The organism is Aminobacter sp. 01T433 (genome assembly GCF_056398585.1).
Window position 1 is genome coordinate 184,642 of record NZ_JBFTPR010000009.1, and the last position, 17,338, is coordinate 201,979.

General features: G+C 61.8%; 22 protein-coding genes. 13 read left to right on the forward strand and 9 right to left on the reverse strand.

Annotated features, from left to right (window positions below):
* The first annotated feature begins 39 nt into the window (after window positions 1-39).
* The 4 genes from purS to AC1DLV_RS17735 are packed head-to-tail and all read left to right on the forward strand — an operon-like array spanning window position 40 to window position 1,663.
* Complete coding sequence (gene purS, locus AC1DLV_RS17720; RefSeq protein WP_476801203.1) at window positions 40-282, forward strand: phosphoribosylformylglycinamidine synthase subunit PurS; 243 nt, start codon at window positions 40-42, stop codon at window positions 280-282.
* 19 nt (window positions 283-301) lie between these two features.
* Entirely contained in the window at window positions 302-535 is a 234-nt protein-coding gene (locus tag AC1DLV_RS17725) for a hypothetical protein (protein WP_476801204.1), read from the forward strand.
* Window positions 532-1,203: a phosphoribosylformylglycinamidine synthase subunit PurQ gene (gene purQ / locus AC1DLV_RS17730; protein ID WP_476801205.1), complete on the forward strand. Its 672-nt coding sequence runs from the start codon at window positions 532-534 to the stop codon at window positions 1,201-1,203. Before AC1DLV_RS17725 ends, purQ begins: the two co-directional genes overlap by 4 nt.
* Before the next feature lie 52 nt (window positions 1,204-1,255).
* Window positions 1,256-1,663 (forward strand): hypothetical protein, encoded by a 408-nt coding sequence (locus tag AC1DLV_RS17735; RefSeq protein WP_476801206.1) that lies wholly within the window; start codon window positions 1,256-1,258, stop codon window positions 1,661-1,663.
* A gap of 110 nt (window positions 1,664-1,773) precedes the next feature.
* On the opposite strand, the gene AC1DLV_RS17740 is transcribed toward AC1DLV_RS17735, so the two are convergent.
* Window positions 1,774-2,010, reverse strand: coding sequence for a DUF1127 domain-containing protein (locus AC1DLV_RS17740; protein ID WP_476836202.1), 237 nt, complete (start codon window positions 2,008-2,010; stop codon window positions 1,774-1,776).
* Between the two features lie 83 nt (window positions 2,011-2,093).
* On the opposite strand from AC1DLV_RS17740, the gene AC1DLV_RS17745 reads away from it, so the two are divergent.
* The 5 genes from AC1DLV_RS17745 (at window position 2,094) to AC1DLV_RS17765 (ending at window position 8,148) form a co-directional block, all read left to right on the forward strand.
* Window positions 2,094-3,509, forward strand: a complete 1,416-nt coding sequence (locus AC1DLV_RS17745; RefSeq protein WP_476801208.1) for an aminotransferase-like domain-containing protein — start codon at window positions 2,094-2,096, stop codon at window positions 3,507-3,509.
* Window positions 3,510-3,645: 136 nt separating this feature from the next.
* Window positions 3,646-5,871, forward strand: coding sequence for a phosphoribosylformylglycinamidine synthase subunit PurL (gene purL, locus AC1DLV_RS17750; protein ID WP_476801209.1), 2,226 nt, complete (start codon window positions 3,646-3,648; stop codon window positions 5,869-5,871).
* 14 nt (window positions 5,872-5,885) lie between these two features.
* Window positions 5,886-6,119, forward strand: a complete 234-nt coding sequence (locus AC1DLV_RS17755; protein WP_067962623.1) for a BolA family protein — start codon at window positions 5,886-5,888, stop codon at window positions 6,117-6,119.
* 337 nt (window positions 6,120-6,456) lie between these two features.
* A complete protein-coding gene (grxD, locus tag AC1DLV_RS17760; protein ID WP_184768959.1) occupies window positions 6,457-6,792 on the forward strand; it encodes a Grx4 family monothiol glutaredoxin in 336 nt (111 codons plus the stop codon).
* 90 nt (window positions 6,793-6,882) lie between these two features.
* On the forward strand, window positions 6,883-8,148 hold the full coding sequence (locus AC1DLV_RS17765; protein WP_476801210.1) for a multidrug effflux MFS transporter: 1,266 nt from the start codon (window positions 6,883-6,885) through the stop codon (window positions 8,146-8,148).
* 52 nt (window positions 8,149-8,200) lie between these two features.
* Here the strand turns inward: AC1DLV_RS17765 and ttcA are convergent, their stop codons facing one another.
* The 4 genes from ttcA to AC1DLV_RS17785 form a co-directional block, all read right to left on the reverse strand.
* Window positions 8,201-9,040, reverse strand: coding sequence for a tRNA 2-thiocytidine(32) synthetase TtcA (gene ttcA / locus AC1DLV_RS17770; RefSeq protein WP_476801211.1), 840 nt, complete (start codon window positions 9,038-9,040; stop codon window positions 8,201-8,203).
* A 176-nt stretch (window positions 9,041-9,216) separates the two neighbouring features.
* Window positions 9,217-9,834, reverse strand: a complete 618-nt coding sequence (gene rpsD / locus AC1DLV_RS17775) for a 30S ribosomal protein S4 (protein WP_476788099.1) — start codon at window positions 9,832-9,834, stop codon at window positions 9,217-9,219.
* 222 nt (window positions 9,835-10,056) lie between these two features.
* Window positions 10,057-10,764: a 2OG-Fe(II) oxygenase gene (locus AC1DLV_RS17780; RefSeq protein WP_476801212.1), complete on the reverse strand. Its 708-nt coding sequence runs from the start codon at window positions 10,762-10,764 to the stop codon at window positions 10,057-10,059.
* Between the two features lie 75 nt (window positions 10,765-10,839).
* Window positions 10,840-11,250 (reverse strand): winged helix-turn-helix transcriptional regulator, encoded by a 411-nt coding sequence (locus AC1DLV_RS17785; protein ID WP_476801213.1) that lies wholly within the window; start codon window positions 11,248-11,250, stop codon window positions 10,840-10,842.
* 148 nt (window positions 11,251-11,398) lie between these two features.
* Between AC1DLV_RS17785 and AC1DLV_RS17790 the strand changes: the two genes are divergently transcribed.
* Complete coding sequence (locus AC1DLV_RS17790; RefSeq protein WP_476801214.1) at window positions 11,399-12,034, forward strand: NAD(P)-dependent oxidoreductase; 636 nt, start codon at window positions 11,399-11,401, stop codon at window positions 12,032-12,034.
* Between the two features lie 15 nt (window positions 12,035-12,049).
* Here the strand turns inward: AC1DLV_RS17790 and AC1DLV_RS17795 are convergent, their stop codons facing one another.
* Window positions 12,050-12,238 carry a DUF3008 family protein gene (locus AC1DLV_RS17795; RefSeq protein WP_476801215.1) on the reverse strand — a complete coding sequence of 63 codons (189 nt, stop codon included), beginning with the start codon at window positions 12,236-12,238 and terminating at the stop codon, window positions 12,050-12,052.
* A gap of 221 nt (window positions 12,239-12,459) precedes the next feature.
* On the opposite strand from AC1DLV_RS17795, the gene AC1DLV_RS17800 reads away from it, so the two are divergent.
* Both AC1DLV_RS17800 and AC1DLV_RS17805 read left to right on the forward strand, forming a co-directional pair.
* A complete protein-coding gene (locus tag AC1DLV_RS17800; RefSeq protein ID WP_476801216.1) occupies window positions 12,460-12,801 on the forward strand; it encodes a cupredoxin domain-containing protein in 342 nt (113 codons plus the stop codon).
* Between the two features lie 4 nt (window positions 12,802-12,805).
* Window positions 12,806-13,636 carry an FTR1 family iron permease gene (locus AC1DLV_RS17805; protein ID WP_476801217.1) on the forward strand — a complete coding sequence of 277 codons (831 nt, stop codon included), beginning with the start codon at window positions 12,806-12,808 and terminating at the stop codon, window positions 13,634-13,636.
* On the opposite strand, the gene murI is transcribed toward AC1DLV_RS17805, so the two are convergent.
* Window positions 13,623-14,423, reverse strand: a complete 801-nt coding sequence (gene murI, locus AC1DLV_RS17810; RefSeq protein ID WP_476801218.1) for a glutamate racemase — start codon at window positions 14,421-14,423, stop codon at window positions 13,623-13,625. The two genes, AC1DLV_RS17805 and murI, sit on opposite strands and share 14 nt — an antisense overlap.
* Window positions 14,416-15,297 (reverse strand): RNA methyltransferase, encoded by an 882-nt coding sequence (locus tag AC1DLV_RS17815; protein WP_476801219.1) that lies wholly within the window; start codon window positions 15,295-15,297, stop codon window positions 14,416-14,418. Before AC1DLV_RS17815 ends, murI begins: the two co-directional genes overlap by 8 nt.
* A gap of 288 nt (window positions 15,298-15,585) precedes the next feature.
* Here AC1DLV_RS17815 and AC1DLV_RS17820 point away from each other — a divergent pair, with 288 nt between their 5' ends.
* A complete protein-coding gene (locus AC1DLV_RS17820; protein WP_476801220.1) occupies window positions 15,586-16,797 on the forward strand; it encodes an NADP-dependent isocitrate dehydrogenase in 1,212 nt (403 codons plus the stop codon).
* Window positions 16,798-16,854: 57 nt separating this feature from the next.
* On the opposite strand, the gene AC1DLV_RS17825 is transcribed toward AC1DLV_RS17820, so the two are convergent.
* Window positions 16,855-17,085, reverse strand: coding sequence for a DUF2798 domain-containing protein (locus tag AC1DLV_RS17825; protein WP_476801221.1), 231 nt, complete (start codon window positions 17,083-17,085; stop codon window positions 16,855-16,857).
* Window positions 17,086-17,338: the final 253 nt, after the last annotated feature.

Consider the following 17,338-nt stretch of genomic DNA (forward strand, 5'->3'; position numbering starts at 1 on the left):
CCTTCCCTTTTATCGCCGAATAGCCGGAGAATTCCGCCCGTGATCAAGGCCCGCGTCACCGTCACCCTCAAGAACGGCGTTCTCGACCCGCAAGGCAAGGCGATCGAGCATGCGCTCGACGGCCTGGGATTCGGCGGCGTCGGTTCCGTGCGCCAGGGCAAGGTGTTCGACGTCGAGCTTTCCCAGACCGACCGGGCCAAGGCCGAGGCCGATCTGACCGCCATGTGCGAGAAGCTTCTGGCGAACACGGTGATTGAGAATTATAGTGTGACGCTTATCTGAGGTTGTACCGGAGGGTGAAGTGGCGGAAGTCACCAACGACCTGATGTACGAACTGCTCAAACGTGTGCACGGCGATCTCTCGGAGATGAAATTCGACCTCCAGGAGATCAAGCGAAGAATGACTGGTGCGGAAGAAGCGCTAGCTGGCGTGAACCGCCGACTTGACCGCCACGACGAACGGCTCGAGCACATCGAGCGTCGTTTGGAACTGCGTGAACTCGCCGAATCTCAGAGGCCTTACGAACCGAAATGAAATCAGCAGTCGTTCTCCTCCCCGGCCTCAACCGCGACCGCGACATGATCGCGGCGCTGACCAAGATTTCGGGCAAGGCCCCGATCACCGTCTGGCAGACCGACACGGAAATCCCCGATGTCGACCTGATCGCCATTCCAGGTGGCTTTTCCTTCGGCGACTATCTGCGCTGCGGCGCGATCGCTGCCCGCATGCCGGTGCTGCGCGCGGTCGCTGAAAAAGCCGCCAAGGGCGTGCAGGTCGTGGGCGTTTGCAACGGCTTCCAGATCCTGGTCGAGGCAGGCCTCCTGCCCGGGGCTTTGATGCGCAACACCTCGCTCAAATTCGTCTGCCGCGAGGTCAAGCTGGAAATTGCCAACGCCAACACCGCATTTACCCGCAACTATTCGGCCGGCCAGATCATCCGCTGCCCTGTGGCGCATCACGACGGCAATTATTTCGCCGATCCCGAGACGCTCAACCAGCTCGAAGGCAACGGCCAGGTGGTGTTCCGCTACGCCGGCACCAATCCGAACGGCTCGATCAACGACATCGCCGGCATCATCAACAAATCGGGCAACGTGCTTGGGCTGATGCCGCACCCGGAAAACCTGATTGAGGCTGCACATGGCGGCAATGATGGCCGCGCCCTGTTTGAAAGCGCGCTCGGCCTGGCCAAGGCAGCGTAAGGCCGGGAATTCTCTTCATTTCATCCAATTGATAAAGGGCGGGCATCGGCGAATGAAGTCACTGCGGATTCTGGCGGCAGCGGCCGCAGTCATTGCCCTTGCCGCCTGCAATTCCGGCCCGAGAACGCCAGCGCCGTCAGCGTCGGGCAAGAGTGCATCGCTTCGTTCGATGGAACAGGTGGCGATCGCCGCGCACAAATGCTGGTTCGCCAGCAAGGACCCGGCCTTCAAGGCCTACCAGATGGCCAACGAACTCAATAATTTCGGCGGCACGCCGCGCTTCCTTTTGGTGCCGGCCAAGCAATATGGCGCAAGGCCGCTGCTGGTGGTGCAAGCGCAAGGCAATTCGAGCCAGGTTCAGGCGTTCGGTCCGCTGATGGACCAGACGCTCGGCGCACGCATCGGCTCCGACATCACCCGCTGGAGCTCCGGCAACCCGTCCTGCACCGGCACCGCTTGAGGCACAGTCGACAGGCTTGTCTAATCAGCTTCGGCTGAAAAAGAGGTGGAGGCACAGGGGCGCCTCCACCAATGTCGAACTGCCCGTGGGTCGGGACAATCCGAAAACCTTCAGTCGTAAAACGAGCGGATTCCTTCGCGATAGGCATCGCAACGCGAGATGCCGATATCGGCCAGTTGTTCGTCCGTGAGGTCCAGCAGGCTCAATCGGGTGCGCCGCCGCTCGATGCAGCGCGACAGCCATCGCATGAGATTGAGTGGAACCTTCGCCAGATTGCGGAATGAGCTGTGCTTGTCCGCTGGAGATGTAGCTGTGACGTCCCCTTCAATTGCACCTATTGTACTCATAGCAATGATCCAGATTGTGTCTATTCTCGACGAACAATGCTATGAATTGACTCAATGATGATCGCAATATAGGAATTGTCACCATGACAATTTGGCTTCCCGATCTCTCATCCGGCTCCGGCCCGCTCTATCTGCGCCTGGCCGAACGCATCGAAAGCGACATCGACAGCGGCGTTCTGGCTTCCGGAACCAAGTTGCCGCCGCAGCGCAACCTCGCTTACGACATCGGCGTGACTATCGGGACTGTCGGGCGCGCCTACTCGCTGTTGCGCGAACGCGGCCTGGTGAGCGGCGAAGTCGGTCGCGGCACTTACATCCTTGCGCGCCATAGCGAGCAGCCTGCGCCCAGCGCGCCGCCTGCCCTGCCCCATGAGGGCTCACGCCCCGTCGAGGCTCCGGCTGGCAAGCTGCGCTTCGACAGCACGGCGGCACCCAATGTCGGCCAGAGCAGCGAAATCGAGACAATCCTGGCCGCGATAAGCCGGGACAATCCCGACGACATGACGAGCTATACAAGGACCTTTCCAGAACATTGGTCCGAGGCAGGCAGCGCATGGCTGTCGCGCAACGGATTTGTGGCCGCACCCGACAGCATCGTTCCGACACTCGGCGCGCATGCCGCTGTTGTCGCCATCATTGCCGCGGCAAGTTCGCCCGGCGATCACATCCTGTTCGAGCATGTGACCTATACCCAGATCGCGCGCAGTGCCGGCCTGATCGGCCGGCGCATGGCATTGGTCAATTCGGACGAACACGGCGTCGACCCCGACGATTTCGAACGCGTCTGCGCCCAAAAGCACCCGAAACTGGCGTTCCTGATGCCCACGGCACAGAACCCGACCGGCGTGATCATGCCACGCGAGCGCCGGCAGGCGATTGCCGAGATCGCGCGCAAGCATAATGTGCTGCTGATCGAGGACGATCTCTACGGCGCGCTCACCGACGACCGCACCCCGCTTCTGGCCGAATTCGCGCCTGAACGCGTGTTCGTGGTCGGCGGCCTGTCCAAGTCGGTGGCGGCTGGCGTGCGCGGCGGCTGGCTGTCATGCCCCGCGCATTTCCGCCACAGCATCCGGGTTGCGCACAAGATGGTCACCGGCGGCATGCCGTTCCTTTTGGCGGAACTGTGCGCCCAGCTGGTGCTTTCGGGCACGGCTGCGGCGATCCGTGCCCGCTCGATCGCCGAGATCAACGCCCGTCTCGACATTGTGCGCAAGGCGCTGGACGGTTGCGACTTCAACACCACGCCCAACATCCCCTTCATCTGGCTGGCCCTGCCGGAACCGTGGAATTCCGGCACCTTCAAGAACGCCGCCTATGAGCAAGGCGTGCTGATCGACGACGAAGACGAGTTCAAGGCCGGGCGTTCGGACCAGGTGTTCCACCGCGTCAGGATCGGCATTTCATCGGCGCGGACCCAGGCCGAGGTGAGCCAGGGGCTGGCAAAGCTGCGTCGCCTGCTCGACGAGGGGCGCGCCGGCTACGACAGTTTCGGCTGAGCCCATCCACATCCCGCTGCCAGCAGTCCCGTTTCCTTGCCATAAGGGCGATTTTCTGGCCTTTGGCGGTATATCCTGACCCAATGATGCGCTATTGAGCCACCAACGGTTCCCCCAACGGATTCTGCGATCTACGATGACTATTCAGAACGACGTGAAGATCACCGGCGAGCTCATTGCCGCGCACGGGCTCAAGCCAGACGAATACCAGCGTATCCTCGACCTTGTCGGACGCGAGCCCACTTTCACCGAACTCGGCATCTTCTCGGCGATGTGGAACGAGCACTGCTCGTACAAATCGTCGAAGAAGTGGCTGCGCACGCTGCCGACCAAGGGCGAGCGGGTCATCCAGGGTCCGGGCGAGAATGCCGGCGTGGTCGACATCGGTGACGGCGATTGCGTCGTCTTCAAGATGGAGAGCCACAACCACCCCTCCTTCATCGAGCCCTATCAGGGTGCGGCAACCGGCGTCGGCGGCATTTTGCGCGACGTCTTCACCATGGGCGCGCGCCCGGTGGCATCGATGAACGCACTGCGCTTCGGTGCGCCCGATCATCCCAAGACGCGCCACCTGGTTTCGGGCGTCGTTGCCGGGGTCGGCGGCTATGGCAATGCTTTCGGCGTGCCGACCGTTGGCGGCGAGGTCAATTTCGACGCCCGCTACAATGGCAACATCCTGGTCAACGCCTTTGCCGCGGGTCTCGCCAAGACGGACGGGATCTTCCTGTCACAGGCCAAGGGCGTCGGCTTGCCGGTCGTCTATCTCGGCGCCAAGACCGGCCGCGACGGTGTCGGCGGCGCGACCATGGCGTCTGCCGAATTCGATGACAAAATCGACGAGAAGCGCCCGACCGTGCAGGTTGGCGATCCCTTCACCGAAAAGTGCCTGCTGGAAGCCTGCCTCGAACTGATGGCTTCGGGCGCGGTCATCGCCATCCAGGATATGGGTGCCGCTGGCCTGACCTGCTCGGCTGTCGAAATGGGCGCCAAGGGCGACCTCGGCATCGAGCTCGACCTGGACAAGGTGCCGGTGCGCGAAGAGCGCATGAGCGCTTATGAGATGATGCTGTCGGAGAGCCAGGAGCGCATGCTCATGGTGCTGCGCCCCGAGAAGGAAGAAGAAGCCGAGGCGATCTTCGTCAAATGGGGTCTCGACTTCGCCATCGTCGGCAAGACCACCGACGATTTGCGCTTCCGCGTCCTGCATCAGGGCAAGGAAGTCGCCAACCTGCCGATCAAGGAACTTGGCGACGAAGCGCCCGAATATGATCGCCCGTGGGTCGAGCCGGCCAAGCACGCGCCGCTGGCGGCCGACGATGCTCCGCAGGCCGATGTCGCCGATGCGCTGCTCAAGATGCTCGACGGGCCGGACCTGTCTTCGCGCCGCTGGGTGTGGGAGCAGTATGACACGATGATCCAGGGCAACTCGCTGCAGCGCCCCGGTGGTGACGCAGGCGTCGTGCGCGTCGAGGGCCATGCCACCAAGGCGCTGGCGTTTTCGTCCGACGTGACCCCACGCTATTGCGAGGCCGATCCCTATGAGGGCGGCAAGCAGGCCGTGGCCGAATGCTGGCGCAACCTGACTGCGACCGGTGCCGAGCCCCTGGCTGCGACCGACAATCTCAACTTCGGCAATCCCGAGCGGCCCGAGATCATGGGGCAGCTGGTCGGGGCGGTGAAAGGCATCGGCGAGGCCTGCCGTGCGCTTGGTTTCCCGATCGTTTCGGGCAACGTGTCGCTGTACAACGAGACCAACGGCCAAGGCATCCTGCCGACGCCGACAATTGGCGGCGTGGGCCTGATCGACGACTGGTCGAAGATGGCCAAGGCCTGTTTTGCCAGCGACGGCGAAGTGATCCTGCTTGTCGGCGGGCCGGCCCAGTGGGGCAGCCACCTTGCCCAGTCGATCTACATGCGCGACGTGCATGGCCGCACCGACGGCCCGCCGCCGGCGGTCAACCTAGAGCACGAAAAGAAAGTCGGCGACTTCGTGCGCAAGCTGATCCGCAACGGCCAGGCTACCGCCGTACACGACCTGTCCGATGGCGGTCTTGCAGTTGCGCTCGCGGAGATGGCGATGGCCTCCGGCATCGGCGCCACTGTTCCCGGCCTCAGCGGCACCAACCCGATCCCGGTGTTCTTCGGCGAAGACCAGGGGCGCTATCTGGTGACCGTCAAGCTTGACCCCAAGTCGGCCGAGATGCAGGAATTGTGGAACGAAGCCAAGGCGCTCGGGATTCATGCTCCGTGGATCGGCACGACCGGCGGCAAGGAATTGAAACTGGGCGAGGCGCGCGCCATATCAATTGACGAGTTGACCACGGCTCACGAATCCTGGTTCCCTCGGTTCATGAACAACTGATCGGGGAATACGGCATGGCAATGGACGCACACGACATCGAGCGGATGATCAAGGACGGCATTCCGGATGCCCGGGTGACTATCCGCGATCTCGCCGGCGACGGCGACCACTACGCCGCCGAGGTCGTGTCGGAAAGCTTCCGTGGCAAGACCCGCGTGCAACAGCACCAGATGGTCTACGACGCACTGAAGGGGAACATGGGCGGCGTGCTGCATGCGCTCGCCCTGCAGACCAGCATTCCGGAATAACGTCGCTCGCCTGCGCGCGATCAAAAGGCCAGCAAAGCACGACCTCGACGAGTCGTCGACGCTGCGCCAGATCGAGAAGCTTTTGAGGCCAGCCGGGAAGAAAACGAGCCGCAATCGCATGGAACGCGCCCGTTGGAGCGCCGGTATCCCTGGCAACCGGAACTGCGGCGGGCGTCAGGTCTGGACCTGAGGTCCGATTGTGTTATTGCGTTTTTCAGTTTTCGGGTCGACGCGTCGCTTGGAAAGCTCGACTGTTGCAACCACATAGTAGCTAGTGCTAGCAGTCTAGTGGATATTGCCGACTACACGAGTTCGGCCAGATTGAGGTTTAGGCGCCATGAGCGGAATCAACGAGTACATCGACAGCGAAGTGAAGAGCCAGGACGTCGTGGTGTTCATGAAGGGCACGCCCGGCTTTCCGCAGTGCGGCTTTTCGGGCCAGGTCGTCCAGATCCTCGATTACCTCGGGGTCGACTACAAGGGCGTCAACGTGCTGACCTCGAACGACCTTCGCCAAGGCATCAAGGACTACTCCAACTGGCCGACGATCCCGCAGCTCTACGTCAAGGGCGAGTTCGTGGGCGGCTGCGACATCATCCGTGAGATGTTCCAGGCCGGCGAGTTGCAGTCGTTCCTTCAAGAGAAGGGCGTGAGCGTCAAGGGCGCCGCCTGATTTAGAAGTACCGGCTCCGGCCTGTTCCGGGGTCCATTTGTGGCAAATGCGCCGGCTTTCCGGCGCATTTCCGTTTGAATTGGATTCCTGATGGAACAGAAAGTCTCTCCGAGCGCCCAACCGGGCGTGTTTCCGATTCCGCGATGGGAATTCATCGCGCTGGCCGCAGCCCTGATGGCAGTCAATGCGCTCGCCGTCGACATCATGTTGCCCGCGCTGCAGCAGATCGGCGCCAGTCTCAACGTTGAGAGCGAAAACCATCGTCAATATGTGATAACCGCCTATTTCGCCGGCCTCGCACTGGCGCTGCTTGCCTATGGCCCAGCCTCCGACCGGTTCGGCCGGCGCAAGCCGCTGCTGTTTGGCCTCGGCATCTATATCATTGCGGCCTTCGCGGCAGCTTTCGCGCCAAGCTTCGAAACCCTTCTATTGCTGCGCTTCGTCCAGGGAATCGGTGCGGCCTCGACGCGCGTGATCGCGGTCTCGGTGGTGCGCGACCGCTTCGGCGGACGGCAGATGGCCGAGATCATGTCGCTGATCTTCATGGTGTTCATGATCGTGCCGGTGCTTGCCCCCGGCATCGGCCAGGTCGTCATGCTGTTTTCGGAATGGCACATGATCTTCATCGTCATGGCCGTGTCGGCGCTTGCCATCACCATGTGGGCGGCGATCCGCCTGCCCGAGACGATGCACCCCGAGGACCGGCGGCCGTTGTCGATCCTGTCCATCGCCAAAGGTTTCCGCACCGTTCTGACCACGCGCATGTCGCTGTGGTACACGCTTGCGTCGATGACCATCTTCGGCGCGCTGTTTGGTTTCATCAACTCGGCGCAGCAGGTCTATGTCGGCCTCTACGGGCTCGGCGTGTGGTTCCCGCTGGTCTTTGCGGCGATCGCCGGCATGATGTCGGTGTCGTCGTTCCTCAACTCGCGCCTCGTCGTCAAGCTCGGCATGCGCAAGCTGTCGCATGGCGCGCTGCTCGGCTTCCTCTTGGTGAGCGCGATCTGGCTCATCTGGTCGCTGACCGGGCCGGTGCCGTTTGGTGCCTTCATCGTACTGTTTGCGCTGGCGATGTTCCAGTTCGGCTGGATCGGCTCGAACTTCAACTCCATCGCCATGGAGCCGCTCGGCCATATCGCAGGTACGGCCTCATCGGTGCAGGGCTTCATGCAGACGCTCGGTGGCGGACTGATCGGGGCGGCGATCGGCCAGTCCTTCGACGGCACGACCGTGCCGTTGGCGATCGGTTTCTGCGGCGTTGCCGCCGTCGGCCTGGTGATGGTGCTGATTGCCGAGAAGGGCAAACTGTTCCACGGCCAGCATGACACGACACCGGTGCTGACAGACGCCCACTGAGCGCAGTCAGGCCCGAAAGCCGATTCTGGTTTTCGGGCCGCTCTGCAGGTGGCTACAGACTCGTAAAATCGAACAGCTTGCGGTCGAGCAAGTGCGAGGGTCGCGTGTTGGCAAGCGCCCGCAGCATCGTGTCCTTGCGGCCCGGCATGCGCTTTTCGATGTCGTCCAGCATCGCCTTCATGGCGTTGCGCTGGAGCCCTTCCTGGCTGCCGCACAGGTCGCACGGGATGATTGGAAACTTCATGCCATCGGCGAATTTCGCGAGGTCGGTCTCGGCGCACAAGGCTAGCGGCCTGAGCACCATGACGTCGCCCTCGTCATTCATCAGCTTGGGCGGCATGGCGGCAAGGCGGCCGCCATGGAACATGTTCATGAAGAAGGTTTCGAGGATGTCCTCGCGGTGGTGGCCGAGCACCAGCGCCGAGCAGCCCTCCTCGCGCGCGATGCGGTAGAGGTGCCCTCGCCTCAGCCGCGAGCACAATGAACAATAGGTATTGCCCTCTGATATCTTGTCGGTGACCACCGAATAGGTGTCGCGATACTCGATGCGGTGGGCGATGCCATTGGCATTGAGGTAGTCGGGCAGCACGTTCTTGGGAAAGTTCGGCTGGCCCTGGTCGAGATTGCAGGCAAGCAGCTCGACCGGCAGCAGGCCGCGCCATTTGAGATCCATAAGCACCGCAAGCAGGCCGTAGGAATCCTTGCCGCCGGACAGTGCCACCAGCCAGCGTTCGCCTGGCTTGGCCATGGCGTAGTCCTCGATCGCCTGGCGGGTGAGCCGCAACAGCCGCTTGCGCAGCTTGTTGAACTCCACCGAGGACGGCGCGTCGCGATAGAGCGGGAACGCGCCCTCGCCAGGCTCGGCCAGCGCATCTGCTTCGTGAATACCCATGGGGCCTTCCTTACACTCGGCATCGGCCGGGCCAGCGCCCGACTTGACCACTTGGAGTGCATATTTCGCATTATGGGCTGCGGTGCAAGGCGCTGAGGAGCGTACAGCACCACGCACAAACGAAAAGAGCGGCCGTTTCCGGCCGCTCTCTGCAATTCGATGCTGATCCGGAGGGATTAGCGCGAATAGAATTCGACGACGAGGTTCGGTTCCATCTGCACTGCGTACGGAACGTCCGACAGGCCGGGAACCCGAGCGAAGGTCGCGACCATCTTGTTGTGATCGACTTCGATGTAGTCAGGAACGTCGCGCTCGGCGAGACCAACGGCCTCAAGCACGATGACCAGCTGCTTCGACTTCTCGCGGACCTCGATCACGTCGCCAGCCTTGCAGCGGTACGACGAGATGTTGGTGCGGACGCCGTTGACGTTGACGTGGCCGTGGTTGACGAACTGACGGGCAGCGAAAATGGTCGGCACGAACTTGGCGCGGTAAACGACCGCATCCAGACGCGACTCGAGCAGGCCGATCAGGTTCTCGGAGGTGTCGCCCTTGCGGCGGTTAGCCTCTTCGTAGGTCTTGCGGAACTGCTTTTCCGAAACGTCGCCGTAGTGACCCTTCAGCTTCTGCTTGGCGCGCAGCTGCAGACCGAAGTCCGAGAGCTTGCCCTTGCGGCGCTGGCCGTGCTGGCCGGGGCCGTATTCACGCTTGTTGACCGGGGACTTTGGGCGACCCCAAATGTTCTCGCCAAGACGGCGGTCAATCTTGTATTTCGCGGATTCGCGCTTGCTCATCGCATTCCCTTTCAAAACAATACACCCGAAACCTCATGTTTCGAGTGAAGGAAACGCGCCCTCCTCTGGCCTCCGTTTTCGAAGCCTGACAGGATCTTCCACGCACGCTTTGCGGAAAAGGTCCACGGGACACGTCAAATAAAACACCGGGCGTTCGGCCCGGCGTTGGCGGCTAACTAGGCGAAACATCCTGGAATGTCAACGCTGCGGCTGGCAGCCGGCTCATTTGGCGTCATGGAAGATGAGCCCAAGCGTGAAGCGCTCGCCTTGACGGATCCGGCTGACGCCGTGGCGCATCTTGACGCGATAGTCACCGCGCGTGCCGGCCTTCGGGCGGTCGTTGACGGCAAACAGTGCGCCCTGCCCGATGCCAAGCGATACCACTTCGGCGCGCGACTGCATACGAGGACGCTGCTCCGTCATCACAAACTCGCCGCCTTCGAACTCGGATTGCGGATCGGAGAGCAGAATCACCAGCTGTACCGGAAACAAGTGCGCGCCATAGACATCCTGATGCAGGCAATTGTAGTCGCCCGCGCCATATTTCAGCAAAAGCGGGGTCGGCTTGGTCTGGCCGTCGGCATGGCATTTGGCAAGGCAGGCGTCGAGTTCATCGGGATAGCGCCGGTCGAGCCCCATACGCTCGTTCCAGCCATTGGCCAGAGGTGCCAGCCGTCCGTAAAAGGCGTGGCGCAGGCCCGATATCGTGTCGGGCAGCGGATTGCCGAAATATTTGTACTCGCCCGATCCAAAGCCGTGGCGCTGCATGACGATCCGGCTGCGAAAGTGTTTGTCCTGTCCGTAGAGCGCCCTCAGGTCGAGGCAGGTTTGCCGGTCGAGCAAAGAACCGGTCGGCGCAACCCCGAATTCGTCGAGGTCGCTGGCGATTCGCCCCCAATCCAGGCTCGAAACAATGTTGTCGGCATTCATAACGGCGCTCCATCTCAAGATGGCGCCGAGGCTAGGCCGTCATGATGGCCGCCGCATTCCGATTCCTGCGCGACTTCACGAATCGAGGTCGAACGCTTGTCTGGCCTGGCGCATGTGGTCACGATTGCTTGCCGCCCAACTGCCTAGCGCTGCGATCGGCACCGCGATCGACTGGCCGAGTTCGGTCAGTCCGTATTCGACCTCCGGCGGCGTCGTCGGCCGCACAGTGCGCGTGACCAGCCCGTCGCGCTCGAGCGAACGCAAGGTGACCGTCAGCATGCGCTGCGAAATGCCTTCGATGGAGCGTTTCAGCGCATTGAAGCGCACCGGCTGCTCCTGAAGGTTGATGATGACCAGGATGCTCCAGGTGTCGCCGACCCGGTCGAGCACCTCGCGGATAGGACAGGCGCCACGGCCGTCGCTCTCGAAGCCGGGCGTGGTGTGCAGCAGCGGTGCCGCGGCGGCTGCCTTCACAGATGCGTTCATGCGGTTCTCCTGAGGTAACCTGGGCACGAAATCATGCGTTCTTTTCGAGCCCGTTCGTTCGCTCTATATGGTTATCGTTGGTAACCTGATTACAAATCATACCTGCTTCTGCACCCAAAGGCAAAGCAGGCCGAACAGGAGAACAGTCATGAAAATCGCTCTCATCGGCGCATCCGGCTTTGTCGGCACCACGGTACTCAAGGAAGCGGCCTCACGCGGCCACAAGGTCACCGCTATTGTCCGCAGCCCGGCGAAGGTCGCCCAGATCGACGGCGTCACTGCCGTACAGGCTGACGCCAACGACGTGGAGGCGCTGAAGGCTGCGATTTCGGGTAGCGATGTCGTCATCTCCGCCTTCAATGGCGGTTGGGGCGATCCCGACATCTATGCCAAGCATCTCGCCGGCTCGAAGGCGATCGTTGCCGCCGCCAAGGCCGCCGGCAAGCGCCTGATCGTGGTCGGCGGTGCGGGCAGTCTCGAAATCGACGGCAAGCAACTTGTCGACGGGCCGAACTTCCCCGATGCCTACAAGGACGGCGCACGCGCGGCACGCGATGCACTCGCGGCACTACGTACGGAGACCGGCCTGGAATGGTCGTTCATCTCGCCCGCCATCATGATGGCGCCCGGCGAACGCACCGCAAAGTTCCGCATCGGCTCCGACCAGCCGGTGTTCGATGCCAAGGGCGAAAGCCACATCTCGGTGCAGGATCTGGCAGTGGCCATTGTCGACGAGGCCGAAACGCCCAAGCACACCGGCAAGCGCTTCACTGTAGGCTACTGATCGGATTGCCGGGGCTCAGTGCTTTGTCTTGTGCTCCGGCAAGCCCTTGCGCTTCGTCTCGGCGAACTCCTCAAGCTGCTTTTCAGTCATCGACTCGTACATTTCCTTCGATGCGCCGAACAGTTTGCTCTTCTTGATCTCGCCGCGCTTGGCGGCAAGGGCCGCTCCGGCGGCCTTTTGCTGGGCCTTTGACATGGCAGGCATGGCTTCGCATCCTGTTGTTGAACATGAGCCAAACGCGCTCCGCACCGCAGGGTTCCACGCCCCCTCCTCAAACCGCATTCAATTCTCTAACATGTTGTAATCATTGTATTTAGAGCAATTCCAAACTACGCAATTAACTTGACAGCGCCCATCACCTTTCTATTCTGACCCGATCCTCGCCCGCCCAGGCGGACGATGGCGAGGACTATGAGGTCATCACCATGTTCGCTCGCTCCACGTCGATCGCATCTCTTGCAGCCGGGCTTTTCCTTGGCTTGAGCCTGGCTTCGCAAGCCGCCGAGAGCCAAGACGCCATCACCATCAAGGATCACCACTTCAAGCCGCAGGCCCTGACAGTGCCGGCTGGCAAGGAATTCGACCTCGTCGTCGTCAACGACGATCCGACTGCCGAGGAATTCGAAAGCAACGACTTCCATGTCGAAAAGGTCGTGGCGGGCGGCAAGCAGATCAAACTGCATGTCGGACCCTTGGCCGCAGGCAGCTATGGTTTCTTCGGCGATCGGCACAAGGAAACGGCGCTGGGCAACCTGTTTGCGGAGTGAGCCGATGCTTTCGACATTCGTCATCGTCTTTCGCGAGACTCTAGAAGCGGCGCTGATCGTTTCCATCGTGCTGGCATCGAGCAAGGGCATAAGCGGCCGCACCGGCTGGGTTGCAGGCGGTGTTTTGGCCGGTCTCGCTGGGGCTGCCATCGTTGCCTTTTTCGCCAGTGGCCTATCGGATCTGTTCGACGGCAACGGCACCGAGCTGTTCAACGCGGTGGTGCTGTTGATCGCCGTGGCGATGCTCGCCTGGCACCAGATCTGGATGAGCGCTCATGCTGCCGAACTGGTCGGCGAAAGCCGCGCCGTCGGCAAGGCGGTGAAGGAAGGGGCAAAGCCACTGTCTGCCTTGGCAATCATCTGCGCGATCGCCGTGCTGCGCGAGGGATCGGAGACGGTGCTGTTTCTCTATGGCATCGCCATCGAAGGCAAACTCGGCGTGGCGACCATGCTGCAAGGCGGCGCGCTCGGCGTGATTGCAGCGGCACTGGTCGGCGGACTGTTTTATGCGGGGCTGTTGAGCGTACCACTCAAGCAGATATTCCGCGTCACCGGCGTCATCATCATCCTGCTCGCTGCCGGCCTTGCCGCGCAAGCTGCCGCATTCCTGGTCCAGGCAGGCTACCTGCCGGCATTGGGCTACGATATCTGGAACACGTCGGAAATCCTGCCCCAAACCAATCCAGTCGGCTTCCTGCTTCATATCCTCGTTGGGTATGTCGCGCGGCCAGAGGGCATCCAGATAGCAGCCTATGTCGCAACCGTCGTGCTCATCGTGACGGCTTCGGCAATGGTACGCCGCTCGCAGGCTTCGGGCGGCATCAAGCCAGGCTAAGACCGAATCCCTGCATCAACCGCGCCGTGGCGAAATGCGGCTTGCCGGACGTGAAGATCGCAAGATCGCGTCCGAATGCCAGCTCGTCTGAACGTTTTGCCGCTGCGTCGCCATTGAGCAGCGATAGAGCACGCCGCGCAATCGCCTCGGCCGGATCGATCCAGTCGACCGGCCATGGAGCCGTCTTGCGCATGCGGTTGACCAGGAACGGATAGTGCGTGCAGGCAAGCACGACGATGTCGGTGCGCCGGCCGTCCTGTTCGATGAAGCAGGGTGCAATCTCGTCCTTGACCGCCTGCTCGTCGACGAAGCCGTCGCGCATATAGATCTCAGCCATCTGCGCCAGCTTGTCGCTGCCGACCAGCCTGACATGGCATTTTGTCGCCCACTGGGTGATCAGGTCGCGCGTGTATTGCCGCTTGACCGTGCCTGGCGTTGCCAGCACCGACACCAGGCCCGACCGGGTGCGCTCGGCTGCCGGCTTGATCGCCGGCACGGTGCCGACAAAGGGATGGCCAGGAAATGCCTGGCGCAGCGCGTCGATGACCAGCGTGGAAGCCGTATTGCAGGGAACGACCGAAATCTCGGGATCGAAACGCTCGAGCAAGCCCCCAAACAGATCGAGGATACGCGCCTTGAGCGCCGGTTCTTCCCACGCACCATAGGGAAATGCCGCATCGTCGGCGACATAGACGAAACGGCGCTCAGGCATCAGCACGCGCGCCTCGCGCAGCACGGTCAGCCCGCCGATACCTGAATCAAACATCAGGATCGGGCGATCAGTCATTGTCGAGCCCCCTGCCGCCGACTGGCGGTGTGTCGTCCTCATCGGCACCGGCGCCGCCGGAATGGGCGGCGTGGTCGACCTTGGCCTTGCGATCAGGGTAGCCCGCGCCGCGTGGCTCCTTGGGCGAGAAATAGTCGAGCGAGGCAACCACGCCGCGCAGAACCTTGAGCTCGGGCGCGAAAAAGCCAGGCCGCGTCAGCACCGAACGCAGATTGTCGACCATCTTGGGTTTCTTGGCCGCCGGGCGGAAATAGCCGCGGGCATCGAGGGCGGCTTCAAGATGATTGAGAAACCCCTGCAATTGATCCTTGGTCGCCGGCACCATTTCAGGACCGGCAAAATTGGTCTGCGTTTCGTCTTCCAGGCCAGACTTCATCCACTCATAGGACATCAACAGCACCGCCTGGGCGATGTTGAGCGAGGCAAAGGCCGGGTCTACCGGGAAGGTGACGATCTCGTCGGCGAGGCTCACTTCCTCATTATAGAGGCCGAAACGCTCGCGGCCGAACAGAATGCCGGTGCGAAGTCCCGACAGGGCGTGGCCGCGCAGCGTCCGCCCCGCTTCAACCGGGCCAGCGACTCGCTTGAAACCGTCGCGCTGGCGCGCCGTGGTGGCAAAGACAAAATTGAGATCGACAATGGCGGAGGCGAGATCGGGGAATACGACAACGCCGTCGATGACATGGTCGGCACTGCTGGCGGCCGCCCTCGCCTTTTCGCTCGGCCAGCCGTCACGCGGATTGACCAGGCGCAATTCGCGGAGACCGAAATTGGCCATGGCGCGCGCCACCATGCCGATATTCTCGCCGAGCTGAGGCTCGACAAGAACGATCACCGGTGCGGTGGGCAGTGCGGAGGATGAAATGTCTGACATTGCTGCGATTGAACCGAGAATTGCGCCTTTTGCGCGTCCCTGCCACATTCGGCGCTGAAAATGAAGTTCTGGTGAGCAAAAGCAGGGCGGCCGCTCAAGAATGGCGACCTGCCGCGAAAGAAGTGTCGAAAACGCCCGACAAGCTTCGATTCATACATTGTCAGCAAAAGGTCTGGGGTGAGCAGTGGCAATCATTTGCGCGGCCCGATGCGCTTTGGTATAGGGGCCGCACTCCCAATCGTGAACCTCCGGGACCGGCTGGTTCCAGGCAAAAAGAGGCATTTTCTTATGGCGAAGATCAAGGTGGCCAACCCCGTCGTCGAGCTCGACGGCGATGAGATGACCCGCATCATCTGGCAGTTCATCAAGGACAAGTTGATCCACCCCTATCTCGACCTCAACATCGAATATTATGACCTCGGCATCGAGCACCGCGACGCCACCAACGACCAGGTGACGATCGACGCGGCCAACGCCATCAACAAGCACGGCGTCGGCGTGAAATGCGCCACCATCACGCCGGACGAGCAGCGCGTCGAAGAGTTCAAGCTCAAGAAGATGTGGAAGTCGCCCAACGGCACGATCCGCAACATCCTGGGCGGCACCATCTTCCGCGAGCCGATCATCATGAAGAACGTGCCGCGCCTGGTTCCGGGCTGGACCAAGCCGATCATCGTTGGCCGTCATGCCTTCGGCGACCAGTACAAGGCGACCGATTTCAAATTCCCCGGCAAGGGCAAGCTGTCGATCAAGTTCGTCGGCGACGACGGTCAGGTGATCGAGCACGAAGTGTTCGACGCGCCGGGCGCAGGTGTCGCCATGGCGATGTACAACCTCGACGAGTCGATCCGCGAATTCGCCCGCGCCTCGCTCAACTATGGCCTGCTGCGCAACTATCCGGTCTATCTGTCGACCAAGAACACCATCCTCAAGGCCTATGACGGCCGCTTCAAGGACATCTTCCAGGACGTCTACGAGAAGGAGTTCGAAGCCGCGTTCAAGGCGCGCAAGCTCTGGTACGAACACCGCCTGATCGATGACATGGTGGCTTCGAGCCTGAAGTGGTCGGGCGGCTATGTCTGGGCCTGCAAGAACTATGACGGCGACGTGCAGTCCGACACGGTTGCCCAGGGTTTTGGTTCGCTCGGCCTGATGACCTCGGTGCTGATGACGCCGGATGGCAAGACGGTGGAAGCGGAAGCCGCACACGGCACCGTGACGCGCCACTATCGTCAGCACCAGAAGGGCGAAGAGACCTCCACCAACTCGATCGCCTCGATCTTTGCCTGGACGCGCGGCCTCGCCCATCGCGCCAAGCTCGACGACAATGCCGAACTGAAGCGCTTTGCGGAGACGCTTGAGCGCGTCTGCATCCAGACGGTCGAGAGCGGCTACATGACCAAGGACCTGTCGCTGCTGATCGGTCCCGACCAGCCCTGGCTGTCGACCACCGGCTTCCTCGACAAGATCGACGAGAACCTGCAGAAGGCCATGGCCTGATCTGTTTGGCCCGAATAAAAAAGCCCCGGAGTGATCCGGGGCTTTTTTTGTGGTCGATCAGGACGGCCTGTCGGCAGTCAGTCCCGCCGCGATCTTGAACGCAACTTTGCCAACGACCAGCGACAGGCAAAACGCCAGTGGCCAGGCGATGATGAAGCTTCGAGTCCAGGCATGGAGCCATTCTACTGTCGCGCCGAGCGCGAGGAAGGCGAAGAAGCCCGTCATCATCAGGGCCATTGCAAAAGAAATCATCGCCTGGGCGAGAATGAGCGTCTTGGGGTTGTGCATTTCGTTCTCCGGTTTCGGGACGGAGAATGACGGAACGCTGGCGAATCCATCACAGCACCACCCCTCATGAGGTTGCTGCCCTGGGTTCGCGCGACGCGACGTCTGCCCGACGTGTCGGGGACCGGAATAACCAACCGGCTCGTTCTTTTTCGGCCCGCGAGCCCTATGGCCGTGGCCCGTTTCTGTCAAGTTCACGCAGCGCCTGGACCAGCTCAACGAGGCTGTCGGGGTCTCGTTGGTTGAAGCGTCACAA